The sequence below is a fragment of the Streptomyces sp. NPDC026575 genome (assembly GCF_055567415.1).
On the sequence record NZ_JBVHQM010000008.1, the window covers coordinates 214,481 to 236,062 of the forward strand.

At 73.8% G+C, this 21,582-nt stretch carries 20 protein-coding genes and 1 pseudogene; 11 read left to right on the plus strand and 10 right to left on the minus strand.

Annotated features, from left to right (window positions below):
- Positions 1 to 44: 44 nt before the first annotated feature.
- Together ACZ4NB_RS13710 and ACZ4NB_RS13715 are read right to left on the minus strand one after the other, a co-directional pair.
- Positions 45 to 1,241, minus strand: coding sequence for a thiolase family protein (locus ACZ4NB_RS13710; protein ID WP_467661096.1), 1,197 nt, complete (start codon positions 1,239 to 1,241; stop codon positions 45 to 47).
- A gap of 110 nt (positions 1,242 to 1,351) precedes the next feature.
- Positions 1,352 to 1,540, minus strand: coding sequence for a hypothetical protein (locus tag ACZ4NB_RS13715; protein ID WP_467661097.1), 189 nt, complete (start codon positions 1,538 to 1,540; stop codon positions 1,352 to 1,354).
- A gap of 110 nt (positions 1,541 to 1,650) precedes the next feature.
- On the opposite strand from ACZ4NB_RS13715, the gene hemG reads away from it, so the two are divergent.
- Together hemG and hemQ are read left to right on the plus strand one after the other, a co-directional pair.
- Positions 1,651 to 3,129, plus strand: a complete 1,479-nt coding sequence (gene hemG, locus ACZ4NB_RS13720) for a protoporphyrinogen oxidase (protein WP_467661099.1) — start codon at positions 1,651 to 1,653, stop codon at positions 3,127 to 3,129.
- A gap of 2 nt (positions 3,130 to 3,131) precedes the next feature.
- Positions 3,132 to 3,893, plus strand: coding sequence for a hydrogen peroxide-dependent heme synthase (hemQ, locus tag ACZ4NB_RS13725; protein ID WP_467661101.1), 762 nt, complete (start codon positions 3,132 to 3,134; stop codon positions 3,891 to 3,893).
- Positions 3,894 to 3,962: 69 nt separating this feature from the next.
- Here hemQ and ACZ4NB_RS13730 read toward each other — a convergent pair whose 3' ends face one another.
- The 5 genes and pseudogenes from ACZ4NB_RS13730 to ACZ4NB_RS13750 form a co-directional block, all read right to left on the minus strand.
- On the minus strand, positions 3,963 to 5,648 hold the full coding sequence (locus ACZ4NB_RS13730; RefSeq protein WP_467661103.1) for an alpha/beta hydrolase: 1,686 nt from the start codon (positions 5,646 to 5,648) through the stop codon (positions 3,963 to 3,965).
- 84 nt (positions 5,649 to 5,732) lie between these two features.
- Positions 5,733 to 6,530 (minus strand): TIGR04222 domain-containing membrane protein, encoded by a 798-nt coding sequence (locus ACZ4NB_RS13735; protein WP_467661105.1) that lies wholly within the window; start codon positions 6,528 to 6,530, stop codon positions 5,733 to 5,735.
- Positions 6,531 to 6,643: 113 nt separating this feature from the next.
- Positions 6,644 to 7,642 carry a TIGR04222 domain-containing membrane protein gene (locus ACZ4NB_RS13740; protein WP_467661106.1) on the minus strand — a complete coding sequence of 333 codons (999 nt, stop codon included), beginning with the start codon at positions 7,640 to 7,642 and terminating at the stop codon, positions 6,644 to 6,646.
- 5 nt (positions 7,643 to 7,647) lie between these two features.
- Positions 7,648 to 8,965 (minus strand): annotated as a pseudogene (locus ACZ4NB_RS13745) (MbnB/TglH/ChrH family RiPP precursor modification enzyme).
- A gap of 134 nt (positions 8,966 to 9,099) precedes the next feature.
- Positions 9,100 to 9,801: a LysE family translocator gene (locus ACZ4NB_RS13750; protein ID WP_467661107.1), complete on the minus strand. Its 702-nt coding sequence runs from the start codon at positions 9,799 to 9,801 to the stop codon at positions 9,100 to 9,102.
- 204 nt (positions 9,802 to 10,005) lie between these two features.
- Between ACZ4NB_RS13750 and ACZ4NB_RS13755 the strand changes: the two genes are divergently transcribed.
- The 6 genes from ACZ4NB_RS13755 (at position 10,006) to ACZ4NB_RS13780 (ending at position 15,744) form a co-directional block, all read left to right on the plus strand.
- Positions 10,006 to 11,133, plus strand: coding sequence for an NADH:flavin oxidoreductase (locus ACZ4NB_RS13755; RefSeq protein ID WP_467661109.1), 1,128 nt, complete (start codon positions 10,006 to 10,008; stop codon positions 11,131 to 11,133).
- A gap of 415 nt (positions 11,134 to 11,548) precedes the next feature.
- Positions 11,549 to 12,133 (plus strand): hypothetical protein, encoded by a 585-nt coding sequence (locus ACZ4NB_RS13760; protein ID WP_467661110.1) that lies wholly within the window; start codon positions 11,549 to 11,551, stop codon positions 12,131 to 12,133.
- 86 nt (positions 12,134 to 12,219) lie between these two features.
- On the plus strand, positions 12,220 to 13,428 hold the full coding sequence (locus ACZ4NB_RS13765) for an RNA ligase (protein ID WP_467661112.1): 1,209 nt from the start codon (positions 12,220 to 12,222) through the stop codon (positions 13,426 to 13,428).
- A 2-nt stretch (positions 13,429 to 13,430) separates the two neighbouring features.
- A complete protein-coding gene (locus ACZ4NB_RS13770; RefSeq protein WP_467661113.1) occupies positions 13,431 to 14,342 on the plus strand; it encodes a phosphatase domain-containing protein in 912 nt (303 codons plus the stop codon).
- Positions 14,343 to 14,494: 152 nt separating this feature from the next.
- Positions 14,495 to 14,842, plus strand: a complete 348-nt coding sequence (locus ACZ4NB_RS13775; protein WP_467661114.1) for a DUF1330 domain-containing protein — start codon at positions 14,495 to 14,497, stop codon at positions 14,840 to 14,842.
- A gap of 131 nt (positions 14,843 to 14,973) precedes the next feature.
- Positions 14,974 to 15,744, plus strand: coding sequence for an ATP-grasp domain-containing protein (locus ACZ4NB_RS13780; RefSeq protein ID WP_467661116.1), 771 nt, complete (start codon positions 14,974 to 14,976; stop codon positions 15,742 to 15,744).
- A 56-nt stretch (positions 15,745 to 15,800) separates the two neighbouring features.
- On the opposite strand, the gene ACZ4NB_RS13785 is transcribed toward ACZ4NB_RS13780, so the two are convergent.
- Together ACZ4NB_RS13785 and ACZ4NB_RS13790 are read right to left on the minus strand one after the other, a co-directional pair.
- Entirely contained in the window at positions 15,801 to 16,904 is a 1,104-nt protein-coding gene (locus tag ACZ4NB_RS13785) for a serine hydrolase domain-containing protein (protein ID WP_467661118.1), read from the minus strand.
- A gap of 271 nt (positions 16,905 to 17,175) precedes the next feature.
- A complete protein-coding gene (locus tag ACZ4NB_RS13790; protein ID WP_467661120.1) occupies positions 17,176 to 17,931 on the minus strand; it encodes a peptidyl-tRNA hydrolase in 756 nt (251 codons plus the stop codon).
- Between the two features lie 246 nt (positions 17,932 to 18,177).
- Here ACZ4NB_RS13790 and ACZ4NB_RS13795 point away from each other — a divergent pair, with 246 nt between their 5' ends.
- The 3 genes from ACZ4NB_RS13795 (at position 18,178) to ACZ4NB_RS13805 (ending at position 20,089) form a co-directional block, all read left to right on the plus strand.
- Complete coding sequence (locus tag ACZ4NB_RS13795) at positions 18,178 to 19,125, plus strand: ATP-binding cassette domain-containing protein (protein WP_467661122.1); 948 nt, start codon at positions 18,178 to 18,180, stop codon at positions 19,123 to 19,125.
- A 13-nt stretch (positions 19,126 to 19,138) separates the two neighbouring features.
- Positions 19,139 to 19,807, plus strand: a complete 669-nt coding sequence (locus ACZ4NB_RS13800) for an ABC transporter (RefSeq protein WP_467661124.1) — start codon at positions 19,139 to 19,141, stop codon at positions 19,805 to 19,807.
- Between the two features lie 84 nt (positions 19,808 to 19,891).
- The gene (locus ACZ4NB_RS13805; protein ID WP_467661126.1) at positions 19,892 to 20,089 is read left to right on the plus strand and encodes a hypothetical protein; all 198 of its coding nucleotides are present in this window, start codon (positions 19,892 to 19,894) and stop codon (positions 20,087 to 20,089) included.
- Between the two features lie 93 nt (positions 20,090 to 20,182).
- On the opposite strand, the gene ACZ4NB_RS13810 is transcribed toward ACZ4NB_RS13805, so the two are convergent.
- A complete protein-coding gene (locus ACZ4NB_RS13810; RefSeq protein ID WP_467661128.1) occupies positions 20,183 to 21,559 on the minus strand; it encodes an alkaline phosphatase PhoX in 1,377 nt (458 codons plus the stop codon).
- Positions 21,560 to 21,582: the final 23 nt, after the last annotated feature.

Consider the following 21,582-nt stretch of genomic DNA (forward strand, 5'->3'; position numbering starts at 1 on the left):
GCCGTGCCGCGGGCGGCAGACGTACCGGGAAGGACGCCGACCGGTCAGCGTTCCATGACGAGCGCGAGCCCCTGCCCCACGCCGATGCACAGCGCCGCAAGGCCGGTGCCCGAGCCCCCGGCGGCGAGCTGGTGGGCGACCGAGCCGGCGAGGCGGGCACCGGAGGCGCCCAGGGGGTGGCCGATGGCGATGGCGCCGCCGAGCGGGTTCACCACGGACGGGTCGAGTTCCGGCCACTGGCCGATGCAGCCCAGCGCCTGGGCCGCGAAGGCCTCGTTCAGCTCGAAGGTGGCGAGGTCGGCGAAGCCGCGGCCGGACCGCTCCAGCGCGCGGCGCACCGCCTCCACCGGCCCGAGGCCGAAGAGCTGCGGCTCGACGCCGGTCACCGCGCTCGCGCGGATCCGGGCCAGCGGCTCGCGCCCGGTGGCCCGCAGGCCCTCCTCGTCGGCGAGCAGCAGCGCGGCCGCACCGTCGTTGAGCGGTGAGGAGTTCCCGGCGGTGACCGTGCCGCCGGCCGTGCGGAACACCGGCTTCAGCTTGGAGAGCGCCTCCAGGGAGGAGCCTTCGCGGATGGTCTCGTCGCGGTCCAGGTCCACGCCCGGCAGCGGTACCACCTCGGCCGCGTAGGCTCCCTCCTGCCAGGCGCGTACCGCCTTTTGATGGCTGGCCAGCGCGAAGACGTCCTGCTGCTCGCGGGTGATGCCGTGCTGATCGGCGATCTGCTCGGCGCCCTCGCCGAGCGACACCGTCCACTCCGGGCGCATCCGGGAGTTGACCATCCGCCAGCCCAGCGTCGAGGAGAACATCTCCTGATGGCCCGCGGGGAAGGCCCGTTCGGGCTTGCGCAGCACATACGGCGCGCGGCTCATCGACTCCACCCCGCCGGCGACCGCGAGGTGCGCATCGCCGTGCGCGATGGCGCGGCCCGCCTGGATGACCGCCTCCAGACCGGAGCCGCACAGCCGGTTGACGGTCACGCCGGGGACGGTGACCGGCAGCCCGGCCAGCAGCACCGCCATCCGTGCCACGTTCCGGTTGTCCTCCCCGGCGCCGTTGGCGTCGCCGAAGCAGACATCGTCGATCCGGGCCGGGTCGAGGTCCGGTGTGCGCTCCACCAGGGCCTTGAGCACATGGGCGGCGAGATCGTCGGGCCGGACCCCGGCCAGCGCGCCGCCGTACTTGCCGACGGGGGTGCGTACCGCATCGACGATGTAGACATCCCGTAGGCGATGGTCGGTCATCAGGCGCTGTCCTCGCTGTCCCGGCTCGGCGGTCGACGGACGGTACGAAGATCGCCACCCGTCGCCCCGAGTCTTTGCCCGCCGGTGTCCGCTGTCAACGGGGTCCTCGGTCACCTTCCCCGCGACCGGCCGCATCGGACGCGTCCGGGGCGGCCGGTGGCACCGGCCCGCTCGGACGTCCGCGAGCGGTCGTGCCCCTGCGGGTCCCGGTCGGTGGTCTCGTCGGCCGCGTAGCCGCCCGCGCCGTCGACCGCCGCCCGCGCCCTGGCCGGCGCCGCCGCGACGTCCTTGGTCTGCACGGTGAGGGTGCCGATGTCGCCCTTTCGACGGTCCGCCGCCGGCCGCGGTTGCCGTCCGCGGATCGCGATCCGGTCACGGTCCCCTCGGCGCGCTCTGAGAGAGTGGGGGCATGAGCGCAGCGCACACCGTTCCGGGCGGCGGGCCCGGCAGCATCGGCCATGTGGTCGTCGTCGGAGGAGGCATCTCCGGACTGGCGGCGGCGCACCGCCTCCTCGACGGTGGCGCCCGGGTGACCGTCCTGGAGGCGTCGGACCGGCTGGGCGGCAAACTGCGCGCGGGCGATATCGCGGGCGTTCCGGTCGACCTGGGCGCCGAATCGATGCTGGCCCGACGGCCGGAGGCGGTCGACCTGGCCCGCGCCGTCGGACTCGGCGACCGGCTCCAGCCGCCCACCACCGCCAGCGCCCGGCTGTGGACCCGCGACGCGCTGCGCCCGATGCCCAAGGGGCATGTGATGGGCGTTCCCGGGGACCTCGCCCCGCTCGCCGCCTCGGGTGTGGTCTCCCCGGAGGGGCTGGCCCGTATCGAGGAGGACGCCCGGCTGCCGCGCACCGAGGTCGGCGAGGACGTCGCCGTCGGCGAGTACGTCGCCCGCCGCCTGGGCCGCGAGGTCGTCGACCGGCTCGTCGAGCCCCTGCTGGGCGGGGTGTACGCGGGCGACGCCTACAAGATCTCGATGCGCGCCGCCGTGCCCCAGCTGTTCGAGGCCGCGCGGAGCAGCCGTTCGCTGCTCGACGGGGTGCGCGGCATCCAGGCGCGGGCCGCCGCCGCGACCCATGTGACCGGTCCCGCCGCGACCGGCTCCGCCCAGGACAAACCGGTCTTCATGGGCATCGCCGGCGGCATCGGGACGCTGTCGGACGCGGTGGCCGACGCCGTGCGCGCCAAGGGCGGCGAGATCCGCACCGGCGCGCCGGTCACCGCCGTGACGCGGTCGGCCGACGGCTGGCGCGTCGTGGCCGACGAAACGCCGCTGCTCGCGGACGCCGTCGTGCTCGCCGCGCCCGCGCCCGCCGCGGCCCGTCTGCTCGCCGCCGTCAGCAGGCCCGCCGCCGCCGAACTCGCCGCCGTCGAGTACGCCTCGATGGCGCTGGTCACCATGGCCTTCCGCCGCGCCGACCTGGAGCGGCGACTCACCGGCAGCGGCTTCCTGGTCCCGCCCGTGGACGGCCGCAAGATCAAGGCGTCGACCTTCGCCAGTAACAAGTGGGGCTGGATCGGCGACGCCGACCCGGACCTCTTCGTCCTGCGCACCTCCCTCGGGCGCTACGGCGACGAGGAGGACCTCACGCGCGAGGACGCCGAGCTGATCGCCTTCTCCCGGGCCGACCTGCGGACCGCGGTCGGGCTGACCGCCGCGCCGGTCGCCGCGAAGGTCACCCGCTGGGCCGGCGGGCTGCCCCAGTACCCCGTCGGGCACCTGGCACGGGTGGCCCGCATCCGCCGCGCCGTCGCGCAGCTCCCGGGCCTCGGGGTATGCGGCGCGCTCTACGAAGGTGTCGGCATCCCGGCCTGCATCGCCTCGGCCCGCAGGGCCGCCGACGACATCCTGGACACCCTGCGGCCGCACGCCCGGCCCGGCGAGTGAGAATGGACGACATGACAGACGCTTCCACCCCCGCATCCGCACCGCAGACGCCCGCGGCGCCCGAGAAGGCCCCGAACGCCGGCAAGAAGGCCAAGGACCTCAACGAGGTCATCCGCTACACCCTGTGGTCGGTGTTCAAGCTGCGCGACGTCCTCCCCGAGGACCGCAGCGGCTACGCAGACGAGGTCGAGGAGCTGTTCGCGCAGCTGGCCGCCAAGGACGTGGTGGTCCGCGGCACCTACGACGTGTCCGGCCTGCGCGCCGACGCCGACCTCATGATCTGGTGGCACTCGGAGAGCTCGGACGCCCTGCAGGAGGCGTACAACCTCTTCCGCCGCACCCGGCTCGGCCGCACGCTGGAGCCGGTGTGGTCGAACATGGCACTGCACCGCCCCGCCGAGTTCAACAAGTCGCACATCCCGGCCTTCCTCGCCGACGAGCAGCCGCGCGCCTACGTGAGCGTCTACCCCTTCGTGCGCTCCTACGAGTGGTACCTCCTCCCCGACGAGGACCGCCGCCGGATGCTCGCCGACCACGGCAAGATGGCCCGCGGCTTCCCCGACGTGCGCGCCAACACCGTGCCGTCGTTCTCGCTCGGCGACTACGAGTGGGTGCTCGCCTTCGAGGCCGACGAGCTCTACCGCATCGTCGACCTGATGCGTCATCTGCGCGGCTCCGAGGCGCGGATGCACGTCCGCGAGGAGATCCCGTTCTACACCGGGCGGCGCAAGCCGGTCGCCGAGCTGGTCGCCGGCCTGGCCTGACCCGTTGCGCACAGCGCTGTGGGCCGCCCCCCAGGGGACGGCCCACAGCGCTTTCTCCGGCGGGTCGCGCTACTTCCCGGGCCGGGCGCCCGGCCGCGCCAGCTGCGCCCGGTTCGCCGCCTGGCCCGGCACCGGCTCCGCGTGCGGTGCGCAGTACACCCGGTGTGCCGGGATCTTCCCGCGCAGCAGGTAGTCCTCGGCGTACTTGCTCACGCAGTCGTTCTCGCCGAACGCGATGCCGTGGGTGCCCGAGGCGTTCTCGGTGACCAGCGACGAGCCGGGCAGCCGCCGCTGCAGTTCCACCGCGCCCTTGTACGGGGTCGCCGCGTCCCGCTCGGCCGCGAGCAGCAGCACCGGCGGCAGCGCACCCGGCTCGGTGTGGATGTCGAGCGGTCCGTGCGTCCCCAGGAGCAGGTCGTCCAGCCCGGTCCCGGCGGCGTGGCCGGCGGTGTCCAGCAGCTCCTGCGCCACGCCCTGTTCCGCGGAGTCGGCGCCGGCCGCGTCCGACTCCGCGCGCTCGGGCCAGAAGGCGCACGGCAGGTTCATCCAGGCGTTGTCCCAGGTCTCGAACGGCGCGATCCGCGCGATGTCGCTGTTGTCCCGGTCCCAGGTCTGCCATGAGCGCGGCCAGTGCGCGTCGTTGCACTCCACCGCGGTGTAGACGGCGTTGGCGTTCTCCTCGTCCTTGGCGGTGCGGGCCTGGGGCATGGCCTGGGAGACCAGCTGCTTGGGGTTGCCGTGCAGGTAGCCCGAGAGCGCCTCGGCGCGCAGCGGCCAGAAGGCGTCGTTGTAGCCGGTCTTGAGGTACGCCGCCTGCAGCTGGCCGGGGCCGATCTTGCCGTTGACCGGGTGGCGGCGCAGCTGCGTGACGGCCTTGTCGTACGACCGCTGCACCTCCTGCTTGGACGTGCCGAGGTGGTAGTGGTGGTCGTGCTTGGCGACCCAGCGCAGCCAGTCGCCCCACCGGCGCTCGAAGGCGATGGACTGGTCGAGGTTGTTGCGGTACCAGATCTGCTGGGGCGCGGGGTTGACCACGCTGTCGAAGATCATCCGCCGGACGTGGCCGGGGAAGAGCGTCGCGTAGACCGCACCGAAGTACGTCCCGTACGAGGCGCCCATGAACGTCAGCCGCTTCTCGCCGAGCGCGGCCCGCAGCATGTCCAGGTCGCGGGCGTTGTTGACGGAGTTGTAGAACGGCAGGTCCGCCCCGGCCCGGCGGGCGCAGCCGCGGGCGTACTTCTTCGCCTCGGCCACCTTCTTGCGCTTGTAGGCCGCGTCGGGCTGCGACCGGCTGTCGGTCGGCGCCTTGGCGAACTCCTCGGGGTCCTGGCAGGACAGCGGCGCCGAGCGGCCGACGCCGCGCGGCGCGTAGCCGACGAAGTCATAGGCGCGGGCCAGCTTGTTCCACTTGGGGAGCCCGCCGTAGAGGGGGAACTCCAGGCTGGACGCGCCGGGGCCGCCGGGGTTGAAGACCAGGGAGCCCTGCCGCTCGCCGGGCGAGGTGGCGCGGATCCGGCTGACCGTGAGGTGGATCTTCTTGCCGTCCGGCCGCGCGTAGTCGAGGGGGACGGTGAGCTTGCCGCACTCGACGGTCGACGGCAGATGCTCCACCGGCGCGCACCGGCCGAAGTCGATGCGGTGTGCCACGGGCGCCGGCGGTGCGCCGGAAGCGCGCGGGGCGCTGCCCGCCGGGGCGGTGGCGACGGCGGTCACGATCAGCGATCCGATCGTGCCGTACAACGCAAGTGCTCTCACTGGCCGTCCCTTCGTGTGTGCATACAAAAGGGATATTTGAGGCGGTCAATGCCGATGTAAAGCACATGGTGCCGGTGTCGGACGCTATGCCCCGGAAGAGTGGAGCGCGGCGCGCAGGCTGGGGTCGGTGAGGGCCATGGGGCCGTGCAGCGCGAGTCTGGTGAGTGCGGCGGAAGTGGCGGGGGAGGCGGGGGAGCCGGCGGCGGGCAGTCGCCGTTCGCCCGCGTCGGTGGCCCAGTCGCCGTACGGATACAGCTCGAAGCGGGCCAGGGCCAACGTGCCGAGGGTGAGGACCAGCGGGAGCGCGAACCAGCCCAGCGCCAGCCCGACGTCCGCGCCGGAGGGCGCCAGCCAGTAGGCCGCCGCGGCGGACAGCACCACCAGCAGGGCGGCGGCCCGCAGCTGCCGGACCGCGCTGCGGATGCCCGGCCGGGCTCCCTCGGGCAGCGCGAGCCCGTCGGCCACCAACCGGTCGGCCACCGCCCGCACCGCGTCGTCGGCGATCAGGGCCTGCCGCACCGCGGGTATCTGGCGCTGCCCGTCGGGCCCTATGGCGGTGAGCGTGGCGCGCTCCACGGAGTCATGGCCGACCGGGTCGACGACGGTGGCCCAGCCGGTGTGGGCCAGCAGCAGCCGCCGCTGCTGAGCCATCAGCACCAGCACCACGTCGGCGAGCCGGTGCGGACCACCGGAGAGGTAGGCCATCTCGTACAGGGTCAGGCCGGGCTCGGACCCGTCCGCGGCGGCCGGATCCGACGCGGGGTCGGGGGCCGGCCGCCGGGCCGGTCCGGAGGTGCGGGCGGAGACGACCGCCGCGCGGCAGACCCGCGCACAGGAGAGCACTGCCGCCACACAGGCGACGAGCAGGAACAGGAGCCACATAGGCAGAGTTCATACGGGAGGGTCCGTCACCGGCGCCACGCATTTCCTCCACATGTGAGGCACCGCACGCGCGGTGGCGGTGAACCGCACGCGCGGTCACCGCCCACCGCGCGTCAGCTGCCGCCGCAGCCGCCCCCGCCCCCGCAGCTCGAACCCCCGCCGCAGGACGAGCCGCCGCTCGAACCGCCCCCGCACGACGACCCCGCGCCGCAGGACGAACCACTGCTGCCGCACCCGGACCCCGAGCCGCCGTCGGACCCACCGCACCAGGAGGCGTCGCCCCCGGAGCCGCAGGACGAGGAGCTGCCGGACGACGAGGACCCGCCGCCCGAGGCGGCGGCCGCACCGGCCCGCTGTGCCTCCTCGAACTGCTGGCGCAGCAGCTCGTCCACGATCAGCGCCGTACCTCCCAGCGCCACCACCTGCGCGGCGGGCTGCCAGGCACCGCCCACGCCGCCCTGCGAGCCGGCCGACACCGCGGTGCGCAGCGCGACCGACCCCGCCTTGGTGATCCGCTTGCGAAGCGCCGCATGGCACAGCGCCCCCACCACCACGCCGCCGATCAGCGCCGGTACGACACGCAGGGCCACCGGCACCTCGTACCCGTCGTCCGCGCTCGCCCCGGCGATCGAGAACACCACCGCGGCGGCGAACAGCACCGCGCACGCCGTCATCTGCGTGCGCGCCCACCGGCGCCAGCCCCGCCCGAGCCGCGGCGGGCGCAGCAGCCCGCGGGCCGCCAGCCGGTCGCCGACGCCCTGGACCGCCGGGCTGCGCATCGCCTCGATACGGACCGCGGCCAGCGCCCCGCCGGGCGTCCGCAGGACCGCGTCCACCACGGCCGCCTCGACCGCGTCACGGGCGGCGGCACCGCGTACGGTCACCACGCCCGGCCCGCCCACCGTCAGCAGCCCGTCCTCGTGCATCCCGGCGACCGCGGCGTCCACCACCCGCCCGGGGCCGCCGGCGAGGAACGCCGACTCCCACACGTTGTGCGTCAGCGCGTCGCCCCTGGTGGCCGACGGCGTCCGCAGCCGCACCGCCACCGTGCCGAGGACGAGCAGCAACGACGAGAGCCCGACCGCGGCGTACACCCACTGGGTGAAGGACATCGCGCTCACCCCCTGCCCCATATGTCGCGCACGGCGCGCGCCAGGCGGGCCGCGGGCCGGGCGGACGGCGGCTTGGGGCCCGCACGGTCGCGCCACCAGCGCGTCAGCAGCTGCCGCGCGGCCGGATCCGCGGGACGGTCCTGGGCCAGCAGATGCGCCGCGAAGTCCAGCGCGTCCTGGCGGTAGCCGCCGGCCATCGGCCGGTTCCGGGCGTAGTCGGCGAACGCCGCCCGGAAGTCCGCGCCGAGGATCTCGGGCAGCTCGGGTGCGACCTTGGCGACGACCGCGGCGCGCTTGGCGGTCAGCGCCCGGCTCTGCACCCGCAGCCGGGTGCGGTCGAAGCCCTCGGGCGCCGGCGTCCCGGCGACCAGCGCCGACAGCAGCGCGGTCTGCGCCAGCGCCAGCCGCTGCCGCGCCGCGTCGGTGCCGGTCGCCTCGTCGGTGCCCGGGCCGGGGAGCGTCATGGTGTCCGGTACGGGCTCAAGCCGCCTGCGCATGCCGGGCCTCCTTCAGTACGGTGCGGATCGCGTCGAGTTCACCGGCGAGCTCCCCGCCCTCGGGGAAGTCCTCATCGCGCTCCAGCAGCACACCGGGCGGGGCGGTCCGGGCACACAGCTCCGCCAGCACGTCCAGCACCGGCCGGGTCACCGGATGGGCATGGCTGTCGTGCCACACCCCGTCGCGCTCCACGCCGCCCGCGACATGGACGTACGCGATCGCCTCGACCGGCAGCTCGTCCAGCGCGACCGCCGGGTCCTCGCCCCGGTTGACGTGGTTGGTGTGCAGGTTGGCGACGTCGATCAGCAGCCGCACCCCGGTCCGCTCGACCAGCTCGGACAGGAACTGGCCCTCGGTGAACTCCTCGCCCGGCCAGTTGACGAGCGCGGCGATGTTCTCCAGGGCCAGTGGCACCGGCAGCGCGTCCTGGGCGATCCGGACGTTCTCGCAGAGCACGTCCAGCGCGTCGCGGGTGCGCGGTACGGGCAGCAGATGCCCGGCCTCCATCAGCGGCGAGGCGGTCAGCGGCCCGCCGGCCCGGACGAACGCGATGTGCTCGGTGACCAGCGGCGCGCCCAGCGCCTCGGCACGCTCGGCGAGCGCGGTCAGGCGGCCGGGGTCGGGGCGGTCGGCGCCGCCGAGGCCGAGCGAGACCCCGTGCGGCACCACGGTCGTGCCGCGCTCACGCAACTCCCGCAGGGCGTCCGGCAGATGGCCCGGGCAGATGTTCTCCGCCACGACCTCGACCCAGTCCACCCCGGGCAGCTCCGCGATCTCCGCGGCGATTTCCGGCCGCCAGCCGATTCCCGTACCAAGGCGCTCCATGCGCTTCATGGCTCCCCCTATCGCTCCGTGGTCGGGGTACTCATGGCCCCGTCAACAGGGGCCAAACCCTGCACCGGCCGAGTTCAGAGGTTGATTTGAGCTTCCCGCACGCCCCGCCGGCGCCCCCGCGGCAGTCAGCGGGCGGTCTCGAACCCCACCGCGGCGCCCAGCGCCAGCAGCACCCCGCCGGTGGCCTGATCCAGCCGCCGCCGTACGCGCGGACGCTGGAAGACGGCCCGCGCCCGGTGGACCGCGAACGCGACACCGCCCAGCCACAGCATGCCCAGTGCGGCATGGACGGCGACCAGCAGCAGCGTGGTGGCGACCACCGGCGCACCGTGCGGGATGAACTGCGGCAGCAGCGACATGTAGACGACCCCGACCTTGGGGTTCAGGACATTGGTGAGCAGACCGGTACGAAACGCGCCCAGGGGCGTCGTCGGCGCCTCCCGACCCGCGCCCGCGGCCATGTCCCGACCCGTGCCCGCGGCCGCTTCCCGCCCCGCGCCCCGCCCCGAGTCCGCCGTCTCCGTGCGCCCGGCCGTCCGCATCCGCCGGGCGCCGCGCAGCGCCTGCACCCCGAGCCACATCAGATACAGCGCCCCGGCCACCCGCAGGACGCGGTACGCCGTCTCCGAGGCCGACAGCATCGCGGTCAGCCCGACCGCGCCGGCCAGCCCCCACACGAAGCACCCGGCGGCTATGCCCAGCGCGCTGCACAGTGCGGCGCGCCGCCCCGAGCCGAGCGCGGTCCGCAGGACCACCGCGAAGTCGGGGCCGGGGGAGACGGTCAGCAGCGCGGCCACGGCGGTGAACCCGAGGAGTGAGGCGAACATGGCCCCACCGTACGGTCCGGCCCGGCCCTCCCGCCCCGCGGGGCCGTCGCGTCGAGGACGGCCGAACGCCCCGGCTCCCGGCGCGTGTCCGGGATCACAGGCGGGTTCGCCGGACGGCCGGAATGCGTGGACGGCAGCCCTGGTTGGCAATGCACGCATTCGATGCATGTGCACATACCGACCGGTACCTACGAGGAGCACTCCGTGACCGTCACCGCGTCCGCCGCCTCCCGCGCGGCGGAAATCCTGTCCCGCCCCGTCGCGCTGAACGGCCTGACCGTTCCCAACCGTATTGCGATGGCGCCGATGACGCGCATGTTCTCGCCGGGCGGTGTCCCCGGTGAGGACGTGCGGTCGTACTACGCGCGCCGCGCCGCCGCGGGGGTGGGCCTGATCGTCACCGAGGGGACCTACGTCGGCCACGAGTCGGCCGGGCAGAGCGACCGCGTGCCGCGGTTCCACGGCGAGGAGCAACTGGCGGGCTGGGCGCGGGTCGCCGACGCCGTGCACGCGGCGGGCGGCACGATCGTGCCGCAGCTGTGGCACATCGGCATGGTGCGCAAGCAGGGCGACCCGCCCTTCGTCGACGCCCCCGCCGTCGGCCCCTCCGGCATCCGCGTCGACGGCACCGAGGGCGCCGGCAAGGCGATGACCCGGAGCGATCTGGACGATGTCATCGGCGCCTTCGCCGAGGCCGCCGCGGCCGCCGAGCGCATCGGCTTCGACGGCGTCGAACTGCACGGCGCCCACGGCTACCTCCTCGACCAGTTCCTGTGGGCGGGGACGAACCGCCGCACCGACGCGTACGGCGGCGACCCCGTCGCCCGTACGAAGTTCGCGGCCGAGATCGTCGCCGCGGTCCGCGAGACCGTCTCGCCCGACTTCCCGGTGATCTTCCGCTACTCGCAGTGGAAGCAGGAGGCGTACGACGCGCGGCTCGCCGAGTCCCCGGAGGAGCTGGCGGCGATCCTGGCCCCGCTCACCGACGCCGGCGTCGACGCCTTCCACGCCTCCACCCGCCGCTACTGGCTCCCGGAGTTCGAGGGCTCGGACCTGAACCTGGCGGGCTGGACCAAGAAGCTCACCGGCCGCCCCACCCTCACCGTCGGCTCGGTCGGTCTCGACGGCGACTTCCTCCGCGCGTTCGCGGGCGAGGGGTCCGGGGTCCAGGGCATCGACAACCTCCTCGACCGGCTGGAGCGCGACGAGTTCGACATGGTCGCCGTCGGCCGCGCCCTGCTCCAGGACCCGGAGTGGGCGACGAAGGTCCTGGCCGGCCGCTTCGACGAGCTGAAGCCGTACGACGCGGCGGCGCTGAAGACGCTGAGCTAGGGGGCGTACCCCGGGCCCCGCCCGCGCACTGGACGACGCACCTCGATCGCCGTGTATGATCATGGTGTAACTCCGGCCCGCGGGCGGGAGTCACGCGTCTGTGGTCCAAGGAAAGACGTCCACCAACCGGTGGGAGATGCAGGTGCAAGGCCTGCCGGGCGCTCCGCAAAGGGCCCCTTCCTCATAAGAGGAGGGGGCCCTTCTGTGCTTCCCGGGGGCGCGGCCGTCCCGGCCGCGCGCCTCGGCCTGAGGGCCGGGATCGGGGCGAAGTCTCCTCCACCGCTCGGCGGAGGGTGTTCCTTCTGCGGAGCGAGGCGCGGCGAAGGGGCCGAGAGGACCGTGGAGAGCAGCGGGGACGGGCAACTCCCGCCTGCCGCACCGCATCCGATCCCTCGCCTCACCCCTTGGAGGAAGCATGCCCGCACTGCGCCGCCCCCTCGTCATGGCCGCCACCGCACTCGCCGCGGGTACGGCGACCGTGCTGACCCTCGGCATGCCGGGGCCGGCCGCAGCCGCCGGCAGTGGGCCCGGGGCCGCCCGGCACACCGTCGAGGAACCCTCGCTCAAGGGCTCCGCCAAGCTCAAGCGCCAGCCCGGTGACAATGTGCACTTCACCATCGACGCCCACGGTTTCGCCGATCAGGCGCGCGGCACGTTCCGCGTCAGCCACCACTTCGGCAAGGACTGGGGCGGCTACTTCAAGGGCCGTATCGACTGCCTGGTGACCGGCGGCCCGGTCGCCGTCGCCACCGGCATCGTGACCGAGTCGCACTTCAAGAACGTGCCGGGGCTGCCGCGGATCGGTGATCTCAAGGGCAAGCGGTTCGGCTTCACCGTGCTGGACAGCGGCAAGAACGACCGGCTCGGCTACAGCTGGGCCATGGACGGCCTGCCGAAGAAGAGCGTCGGCAAGTGCCTGGGCTCCGCCCCCTTCGAGACCCTGGAGAAGGGCGACTTCCATGTCGCCCACTGGATGCCGCCCCGCCCCGCCGCGGGGTGATCCACCGACCGCGCATCAATTCACTGTTCACCGGGCCTCCCACGGACCAGAATCAAGGGTCACTACCAGGAGGAACCGAGAAGAACATGAGCCAGGCGACCCTGAACCTTCACGAGCTGCTGCCGCCGCGGGAGTTGACGGCCGCCCTCGACGCCGGGCACGTCACCCGCAAACGGCACCCCGAACTGCCGCTGTCCCTCTACACGTACACCAGGACGGCCCAGTACGAGCGCGTGTGGAACAGGGTGACCATGCGCTGCCGCGGTCTGGTCGCCGACGACGCGACCGGAGAGATCGTCGCGCTGCCGCTGCCCAAGTTCTTCAACGTCGGCGAGCACGAGGCCGGTCAGCCGTACGCGCCCGCCCTGCCGGACGAGCCGTTCGAGGTGTACGACAAGGTCGACGGCAGCCTCGCGGTGATCTTCCACTACGCCGGCCGCTGGCACGTCGCGTCCAAGGGCTCGTTCGTCAGCACCCAGGCGACCTGGGCCCAGCGGCTGCTCGACGGCAGCGACACCGCCGCCCTGGTGCCTGGCGTCACCTACCTCGCCGAGATCCTCTACCCGCAGAACCGCATCGTCGTCGACTACGGCGACCGCCGGGATCTGGTGCTGCTCGCCGCCCTCGCCAAGGACGGCACGGAGATACCCCTGGCCGACGCCGCGGCGTGCTGGCACGGCATAGGCTCGGTCGTCACCGTCTGGCCCGCCATGCCGCTCGCCGAACTGCTCGCCCTGGCCGAGGCCAACCGGCTCCCCGGCGGCACCGCCGCCACCGGCACGAACGCCGAGGGCTTCGTGCTGCGCTTCGCCTCGGGCGTACGGGCCAAGGCCAAGCTCGCCGAGTACGTACGGCTGCACAAGGTGCTCACCGGCGTGACGGAGCGGGACATCTGGCGCGGCCACGGCATCCAGCGCTTCGCCGGTCTGCCCGCCAAGCAGGTGGCCCAGGCGCTGGGTTGCGCGGCGGCCGACATCGAGGCGTCCGGCGGACGGCCTCTGGACGCGCTGCTGGAGCAGGTGCCCGACGAGTTCGACGCCTGGGTGCACGAGGTGATCGCGCGGATCGAGAAGAACGTGGCCGAACGCGAGCACGCGATCGACGAGGCGTACCGGTCCCTGGCACACCTCGCCGGCGACCGCGGCGCCTTCGCCCGCGCCGTGCGGGAGCTGCCCGACGCGGCCGTCCGCCCCGCCATGTTCCAGCGCCTGGACGGGCGTCCCACGCAGCTGGTGACGTACCGTTCCTTCCGGCCGGAGGCATCCGACCCTTTCAAGAACGACGAGGAGAACTGACCGTGCCCGAAGTACACGTCATGACGGGGCTCCCGGCCTCGGGCAAGACGACCGCCGCGCGCAGGCTGCAGGCGGAGTCCGAGGGCCGGATGCGTCGGGTCAACCTCGACGACCTGCGGACCATGCTCGACATCCCGGCACCGGAGCGCCGGTCGTATGCGCACGAGCAGACCGTGCTGGCGATCCAGGACGCGGCGGTACGGGCCGCCGTCGACGACGGCTTCGACGTCGTCGTGGACAACACGCACCTGACGCCCCACATCCCCAAGCGCCTGAAGGCCGCCGTGGCCGGACAGGCCGCCTTCGTCGTGCACGACTTCACCGACGTCCCGGTGGAGGAGTGCATACGGCGCGACGCGGAGCGGGAGCGGACGGCCGGTGAGGAGATCATCCGGCTCCTGGCCGACAAGCACGCCAAGGCCCGGCAGGGCGGCTGGCGGCTCACCGCGGAGTGGTTCAACGACGAGGTGCCGGTCGAGCCGTACACCGCCGACCCGGCCCTGCCGGCGGCGGTGATGTGCGATATCGACGGCACGCTCGCCATCAGGGGCGACCGCGGACCCTACGACTTCTCGCGCTGCGGCGAGGATCTGCTCAACGTCTCGGTGCGCGACGCCCTGCGCTCCTTCCAGCGCGCCGACCGGGACGTCATCGTCCTGCTCTCGGGGCGCGGCGAGGAGCACCGCCGGCTGACCGAGGAGTGGCTGCGCCGGCACGACGTCCCCTACGACGAGCTGTGGATGCGCGCCGCCGGCGACGGCCGTCGTGACGACGTCGTGAAGGCCGAACTCTTCGACCGCCACGTCCGCCACCGCTTCGCGGTGCGCGTCTCCCTCGACGACCGCGACCGCGTCGTCGCGGTCTGGCGCCGGATGGGCCTGCCGACCTGGCAGGTCAACTACGGCAACTTCTGAGCCGGTTGTCCGACGTCCGGGCCGTACCCGGGTCCGGGGACACCGCGTGCCGCAACGGCGACTCGCCCGAAGCCGCCGCCTTCGGCGCGGCCGCGTGCCATGATCGTCGGCGTAACGGAGCCCAACCGAACCACGCCGAACGGAAGGACGCCATGCCCGCCTACGCCATAGCCCATCTGCAGGAGGCCGCTCCGCACCCGGAGATCGCCGAGTACATCGAGCGCATCACCGCGACCTTCGAGCCGTACGGCGGCCGCTTCCTCGTGCACGCCTCGCAGCACGAAGTGAAGGAGGGCAGCTGGCCCGGGCACGTCGTGCTGATCGGCTTCCCCGGGATCGACGAGGCGCGGGCCTGGTGGGACTCGCCCGCGTACCAGGAGATCGCACCGCTGCGCTCGCGGCACATCAAGGGCGACATCATCCTGGTCGACGGCGTCCCCGAGGGCTACGACCCGAACACCACCGCGCAGGCGCTGCGGGAGGCCATGTCGGCCGAGTAGTGCCCCAGCCCTCGGGCGCGGGCCGGGAACCGCATCCCGGGGCCGGGGACGAGGCCGTTTCGGGTGGGCCGGTGGGGCGGCCCCGATATTCGGTGGGGGTGCCTACCGGCCCTGCGGCATGATCGACGCCTATGACCCTCGTTCTGCCACCCCGGCTCACCGCCTCGGCGGAGGCGGTGCGCGACGCCGCCCACCGTCGTGGTCTGCGCACCGTGCAACTGCCCACGTTCGCGGTGCCCGACGGACTGCGCGCCGGGCATCTGCACGCGGGGCCGAGCTTCGCCGACGTCGTGGCACCCGCCCTCGGCATCGCCCTGTTGCAGGCGCCCGAGGACTGGCTGGCGCGCCTGCCCTACGACTACACGCGGCGCGAGGTCCTCGCCATGCCGATCCGCGAGGCATACGAGCTGCGGCGCCCCGCGTTCGTCAAGTCGCCGAACGACAAGGAGATACGGGCGGTCGTCTACACCGACGGCTCCCGGCTGCCCGGTCCGGACCAGCTGGACCCGCAGACACCCGTGCTGGTCAGCGACGTGGTGGAGTTCACCGCCGAGTACCGGCTGCACCTGCTGGACGGCGTGGTGCACACCGGCAGCCAGTACGCCGAGCGGGGAAGGCTGCGCCTGGGGCCGCTGCCCTCCGACGCGTCGGCCTTCGGCGCGGAGCTGCTGGCCGCTTACGGCCACACGCTGCCCACCGCCATCGTCGTCGACGTGGGAGTGGTCGACGGACGCTGGGCGGTGGTCGAGGCCAACGCCGCCTGGGCGAGCGGCATCTACGCCGCCGACCCGCGACGAGCCCTTGACGTCATCCTCCGAGCCGCCGGCCCGATCGGCGCTGTCGGCACCCGCGACCGGCCCTACCTCCGCGGCTGTGGCTCCGTACCCCGGCCGCGTCGGTGACCAGGGCGCCCTCGTCAGGCTGGTGAACAGCACCGACCGCGATGAGGAGGCCCTCTTCAGCGGCACAGGGCCGCATCCACGACACCCTCAAGGTGCTTCGTGGCCACCCCCTCGGCCGGGACGCTGGTCACCGCGATGTCGACGGCGCGGCCGTCATCGGTGACGCCGCCCCGGGTCTCGTATCCCGTGATGTCACCGCCGTGGCCCCAGTAGACACCGCCGCACGACAGCGGCCTGCTCATGAGCCCCAGGCCGTAGCCGGCGCCGGTGTCCCCGATAGGGACGGTGGTGCGCATCTGGGCGAGCTGCGCCGCCGGGAGGAGGCGGCCGGCGAGGAGCGCGGTGGAGAACCGGTTGAGGTCGGAGTTGGTGGAGATCATCTGGCCTGCCGCCCAGCCCGCGGACGGGTCTATCTCCGTGACATCGCGCAGCGGCGCACCTGCCGAATCCTGGTGGTAGCCCTTGGGATGGGGTTCTCGGATGGCCATGTCACCGGGGGCGGGGAAGGAGGTGTGGCGCAGCCCGATGCGCTTGATGACGCGCCTGTCCACCTCTTCGGCGAGGGGGCGGCCGGTGACCTTCTGGACGATCAGGCCGGCCAGCACGTAGTTGGTGTTGCTGTACTGCCATCTGGTCCCGGGGGCGGATTCGGCACGGTGCCGGAGTGCGATGTCCAGGAGGTCGCGGGGGTCGAAGTACCGGTGCTGAAGGATGTCGTCCTCGATGTCCTTCTCGTAGTCGGGAAGTCCGCTGGTGTGCTGGAGGAGTTGGCGGACGGTGATGCGGCGTCCGTCGATCCCCTGTCCGCGGACGAGGCCCGGGAGATAGGTGTCGACGGGAGCGTCGAGACCGATCTTCTCTTCGCCGACCAGTTGCAGCACGACCACCGCGACGAACGTCTTGGTGTTGCTGCCGATCCGCACCTGGCCGTCCCTGGGCACCTTCGAGCCGGTCGCCAGGTCGCCGACCCCTGCGGTGTAGGTGCGGGTGCGGCCTCCGTGGTGCGTGACGCTCGCCAGCGCGGCGGGCAGGCCGTCGGTGCGCACCAGTGCGTTCAGGCCCTGCTGGACGGTGTCCGGCCCGGCGACGGCGGACGCCGCGGGCGGCGCCAGGGCCCCCGTCGTCAGGATGCCGCAGGCCACCGCGACCGCGATCGGCACGGCTCCGGGCCGACCGCTCCGCTGCCGTCCGGAGGAACGGAACCTCTGCCATGACTGCGCACGCACGAGTCAACTCCTGTGGAATCGTCGGGAGATCGGCGGTATCTGCCAGACCCAACGATTCCGGACACGGTCGCCCGGGACGATCCTGCTGACCACCCGGCTCGGGTAGGGCTACCCCCCCCACATACGCCACGGCGGCGCCGGGAGAGCCGGCGCGCCGGAGCCTGGAACGCCGGGCCCCGACCGTCTCCGACCCGTAGGACACGCCCTACGGCCGTCGCTCCCCGGGGAGAGGACAGAACCGGCTGCCCCCTTCGACCGCAACGGTCTTCCCCGGGGCGATCTCCGTGAAGCCCGCATCGTGCACCACGGGCAGCCCGCTGCGGGTCAGCGCCTCCCAGTGCGTACGGTCCGCGGACCGTACGGCCAGGGGGAACCCCGCCGCGCGCCAGGATGCCCGCTCCTCCTCGGACAGCTCCCACCACGCCAGCTGGGCGCCATGCCCGACCTGCGCCATCTCCTTGCCCGCCGACATCTCCAGCTCGGGGTTGAGCCACAGCACCGGCACCCCCTCGGCCGGCGCCGCCGGGGGCTCCGGGTCGTCCAGCTCCGTGCCCGAGACCTGGAGCCGCGCCAGGTCCTTCGGCCAGCCGTCCAGCGGCACCGGCGGATAGACCCGCACCTCGGCGCGGTCACCGCCGACCGTGATGCCCGGCAGCGCCTCGGCCCGCCGCCACTCCGCGCCGCGCGCCCGCCGCACCACCTTCCGGATCCGGGCGTCCTGCCAGGCCCGCACCGCCTCGGCCCATTCGCCGTCCCCGGTCGACCGCTCGTCCGACAGCAGCACCAGCACCGCCCGCGCGGCGGTCTCCAGCGCGTCCGTACGCGCCGGCGGCTCGGCCCGCTCGATCCGCGCGACCAGCGGCAGCACGAACTGCGGCGCCGCGTCCCGGTCGGTCTCTGCCTGCCGGAGCGGGCTGCTGGAGCTGTTGCCGGGCTGCCCGGCGGTCTCGGTGCTGATCACCCGACCAGTCTGCCAGCCGCCACCGACAACGCCGGCGCGGGCCTCGCGGCCCCCAGTGAGGCCGGTACGGGCCGGCCGCCCGCACTGGCCGTCGGGCGGGCAACTGAGCCCGAAGGTCCCCGGGTTCGCGCCGTACCCGGCTGAGCGCGGTGCGTACCCGCAGGCGCACCGGGCCCACGCTCCGGCTACCGTCGGGGGCGGCACGGCGGCACGGCAAGCCGGCGGCGGGGGAAGGCGGCGGAGCGGATGAGGCTGGACGGGGTGGGGCGGCGCTACGGGGTGCGCGGCCCCTGGGTGCTGAAGGATGTCGATCTCGACGTGCCCGCGGGAGCGCTGCTGCGCTTCGAGGGGACCAACGGCAGCGGAAAGTCCACTCTGCTGCGGCTGTTCGCCGGTATCGACCGCCCCAGTACCGGGCGGATCACCGGCCGGCCGCGCAGCGCGTACGTCCCCGAGCGCTTTCCGGCCGCCATGCCCTTCACCGCCGTCGGGTACCTCACCCACCTCGGCCGCATCCACGGCGTACCCGGCCCGGAAGCGGCCCGCCGTGCCGCCGAGTGGCTCGAACGCTTCGGCGCCGCCGGGCACGCGCATACGCGGCTGGCCGAGTTGTCCAAGGGGACCAGCCAGAAGGTCGCGGTCGCCCAGGCGCTGCTCGGCGAGCCCGAACTCCTCATCCTGGACGAGGCATGGACCGGCCTGGACCGCGGCGCACGCGAGGTACTCGACCGCGCCGTCGCCGAGCGGGTCGCGGCCGGCGGCACCGTCGTCTTCGTCGACCACGACCCGCACCGGTTGGCCGGCGCGGCCGACGCCCGCTATCGGGTCGTGGCGGGGCGGCTGCTGCCCCAGGAGGAGAGCGGTGGGCCCGGCGCGGGCGCGGCGGCGGCGAGCGGTCCGCGAGTGATCATCGAGGTGGAGGGCCCACCGGGCAGCGTGCCCACGCCCGATGGGGCGGCGGCGCTGCCCGGTGGCGGGTCCGGGCAGCCCGGTGGTGCGGCACGGCTTCCCGGCGGACCGGAGATCGCGCCGGGCCCGGACGGCATGCTCCGGCTGACGGTCGCGGCCGCCCACTCCGACGCCCTGCTGCGGGCCCTGCTCTCCGCCCGTCCGCCCTGGCACATCCGCTCGGTCGCCCAAGCCCCGGGACAGGCCGAGATCCCCGCCCCGTCCGCCCCGACTCCGACACCCTGAAGAGGCCCTCCCCGTGATCGCGCTCCTCCGCTACCAGGCCGCGCTGCTCATCGGCTCGCACCGCTGGCTGCCGCCGGTCATCTGCTACGCCGCCTTCCTGGCCATCAGCCTCCAGAGCGGCGGCCCGATCCTGGACGCGTTCGGCTACGCCGCGGGCGGCCTGCTGCCCGTCGCGGTCTGGCTCACCCGGATCTGTGTCACCAACGAGCCGCCGGCCGCCCGCAACTGCGCCGCGGCCGCCGCCGGGCCCGGCCGGGTGCACCTGGCCGGTGTGCTCACCGCGGCCGGTGCCGGGACGCTGCTCGCGCTGCTGGGTACGGCGGCGGCCGTGCTGATGTCCGACCCGCGCTCCACCGACCACCAGGTGGCCGTCCCGGTCCTGCCCGCGGCCGCCGCGGGGCTGCTCGCCGCGCTGGCCTGCCTGCTGATGGGCACCGCGATCGGCGCACTGTGCAACCGGCCGGTCCTGCGCAGCCCCGCCTGGAGCATCCCGGCGGGGCTCACCGCCGCACTGCTCCTGCTCGTCCTCGGTGCCTCGCCCGCCAACGCCGCCGTCACCGGCCTGGTCACCGGCTCCGTCCACGGCACGATCAGCACCCCCTGGCTCCCGCTCGCCCTCACCTTCCTGATCGCGGCCGCTGCCACGGCCGCCGCCTGCGCCCTCAGCTCCCGCCGCGACTGACCCGCGCGGGGCGCGCGCCGTACGGCAGCCGCCGCTCCCTACGGGCTTCCCCGGCCGGGGAGGCGCGGGCGTACGCTCGGCACCATGCCAGGCACCGACGACCACCCGACCACCACCGCGGGCACGACCACGAGCGCCGCCGAGGCACCGACCGCCCCCGCGCCCCGAGCCGACTGCCTGCACTGCGGCCGTCCCACCGAGTACCCGGCCGACCGCCCCGGCATCGTGCTCTGCCCGGTGTGCGCATGGCAGGAGGCCCAGCGCACCGCCTGCTCGGGGTGACCGGCCGCCGCACCTCCGCCGCAAGCGCGCCGCAACGCGACCGGCCACCCCATGGTCAGCCGGGTGTCGCCCTGTCGGGACCGGCCCGCCGCGTCAGTGCCGCCAGGGCCCGGTCACCGCGAACGTCGTCCCCGGTGTGTAGCAGTTGACGTACATCGTCCGGTGGTCGGGGGAGAAGGTCACGCCGGCGAATTCGCCCCACTCCGGCTTCTGCGGGGTGCCGATGTTCTGGCGGCCGCGCGCCATCGCATAGACCTCGCCGTGCCGCGTGAGGCCGAAGACGTGCTGGGCCCCCTCGCCGTCCTCGCAGACCATCAGGCCGCCGCTGGGCGCCAGGCAGATGTTGTCGGGGGACTCGCCGGGGAGCTGCAGATCGGTGTCCGGCCCGAAGACGACGACCTGGGTCAGCCGCCGCCGCTTCGGGTCGTACTTCCAGACCTGGCCGTAGTGGTCCGCCGCCGAACCGTCGGCGCGGTGGGCGAAGCTGGAGACGAAGTAGACACAGGAGCCGCCCCAGTAGCAGCCCTCCAGCTTCTGGGCGTGGGTGATGCCCCGGGGGCCGAAGTCCTGGAAGCGGACGGGGGTTTCGCGGGCGAGCGGGTCGGGGACGTCCACCCACTCGACGTGGTCGAAGGCGGTGCCGGGCTCCTGGATGGTGGACAGGTCCGGCACTCCGGGGACGCGCAGCGCCTGCAGCCGGCCGCCGGCCCGGAGCGAACCGCGCCCGCCCATCGGCTTGTTCGGCAGAAAGCGGTAGAAGAGCCCGAACGGCTTCTCGAAGGCGTCCTCGGTCTCGTAGACCGCGCCGGTGCCCGGATCCACGGCGATCGCCTCGTGCTGGAAGCGCCCCATGGCGGTCAGCGGGACGGCTCCGGTGCGCCGGGGGTCGTACGGATCGACCTCGAAGATGAAGCCGTGGTCCTTGGTGTAGTTCTCCTCGCCGGCCCGGAACTCGGTCTCCTCGCAGGTCAGCCAGGTGTTCCACGGGGTGTGGCCACCCGCGCAGTTGGTGGAGGTGCCGGCGACGGCGACCCGTTCGGAGCGCACGGTGTTGTTCCGGTCGAGCTCCAGGGCCGTGCAGCCGCCCTCGCCACCGGGGTCGTACGTCAGGTCGGGGACCCGGGGGACGGCGGAGCGGGACCCGGTGCGGTTCTCGTGGTTGCGGACCAGGTAGGTGGCGCCGTGGCCGCCGGGGGAACCGGGGAAGGCTGACATGCCGTCGCAGTTGCTGGGCACCCTGCCCTCCCCGGAGAGCAGCGGGTCGCCCTCCTTGGAGAGGACCTTGTACCGGAAGCCCTCGGGCAGATCGAGCAGTCCGGCCGGGTCCGGGACCAGCGGGCCGTAGCCGTGCCGCCCCATCCCCTGGGCGGTCGCGGTCCCGGCGAAGATCTCGGTGACGCTCCCGGAGAAGGCCAGCGAAACCCCCAACGCGCCGGCTCTCGTCAGTATCTGACGTCGTGTCGCAGACATGGGCAACTCCCTGTTGGCGGACA

Bases quoted from the DNA above. Each gene is read 5' to 3' on its own strand.
- ACZ4NB_RS13750 (WP_467661107.1), bottom strand. From the start codon at position 9,801: ATGTTCGCCTCACTCCTCGGGTTCACCGCCGTGGCCGCGCTGCTGACC.
- ACZ4NB_RS13740 (WP_467661106.1), bottom strand. From the start codon at position 7,642: ATGTCCTTCACCCAGTGGGTGTACGCCGCGGTCGGGCTCTCGTCGTTG.
- ACZ4NB_RS13710 (WP_467661096.1), bottom strand. From the start codon at position 1,241: ATGACCGACCATCGCCTACGGGATGTCTACATCGTCGATGCGGTACGC.
- ACZ4NB_RS13775 (WP_467661114.1), top strand. From the start codon at position 14,495: ATGCCCGCCTACGCCATAGCCCATCTGCAGGAGGCCGCTCCGCACCCG.
- ACZ4NB_RS13780 (WP_467661116.1), top strand. From the start codon at position 14,974: ATGACCCTCGTTCTGCCACCCCGGCTCACCGCCTCGGCGGAGGCGGTG.
- ACZ4NB_RS13795 (WP_467661122.1), top strand. From the start codon at position 18,178: ATGAGGCTGGACGGGGTGGGGCGGCGCTACGGGGTGCGCGGCCCCTGG.
- ACZ4NB_RS13810 (WP_467661128.1), bottom strand. From the start codon at position 21,559: ATGTCTGCGACACGACGTCAGATACTGACGAGAGCCGGCGCGTTGGGG.
- ACZ4NB_RS13765 (WP_467661112.1), top strand. From the start codon at position 12,220: ATGAGCCAGGCGACCCTGAACCTTCACGAGCTGCTGCCGCCGCGGGAG.
- hemQ (WP_467661101.1), top strand. From the start codon at position 3,132: ATGGACGACATGACAGACGCTTCCACCCCCGCATCCGCACCGCAGACG.
- hemG (WP_467661099.1), top strand. From the start codon at position 1,651: ATGAGCGCAGCGCACACCGTTCCGGGCGGCGGGCCCGGCAGCATCGGC.
- ACZ4NB_RS13760 (WP_467661110.1), top strand. From the start codon at position 11,549: ATGCCCGCACTGCGCCGCCCCCTCGTCATGGCCGCCACCGCACTCGCC.
- ACZ4NB_RS13735 (WP_467661105.1), bottom strand. From the start codon at position 6,530: ATGTGGCTCCTGTTCCTGCTCGTCGCCTGTGTGGCGGCAGTGCTCTCC.
- ACZ4NB_RS13805 (WP_467661126.1), top strand. From the start codon at position 19,892: ATGCCAGGCACCGACGACCACCCGACCACCACCGCGGGCACGACCACG.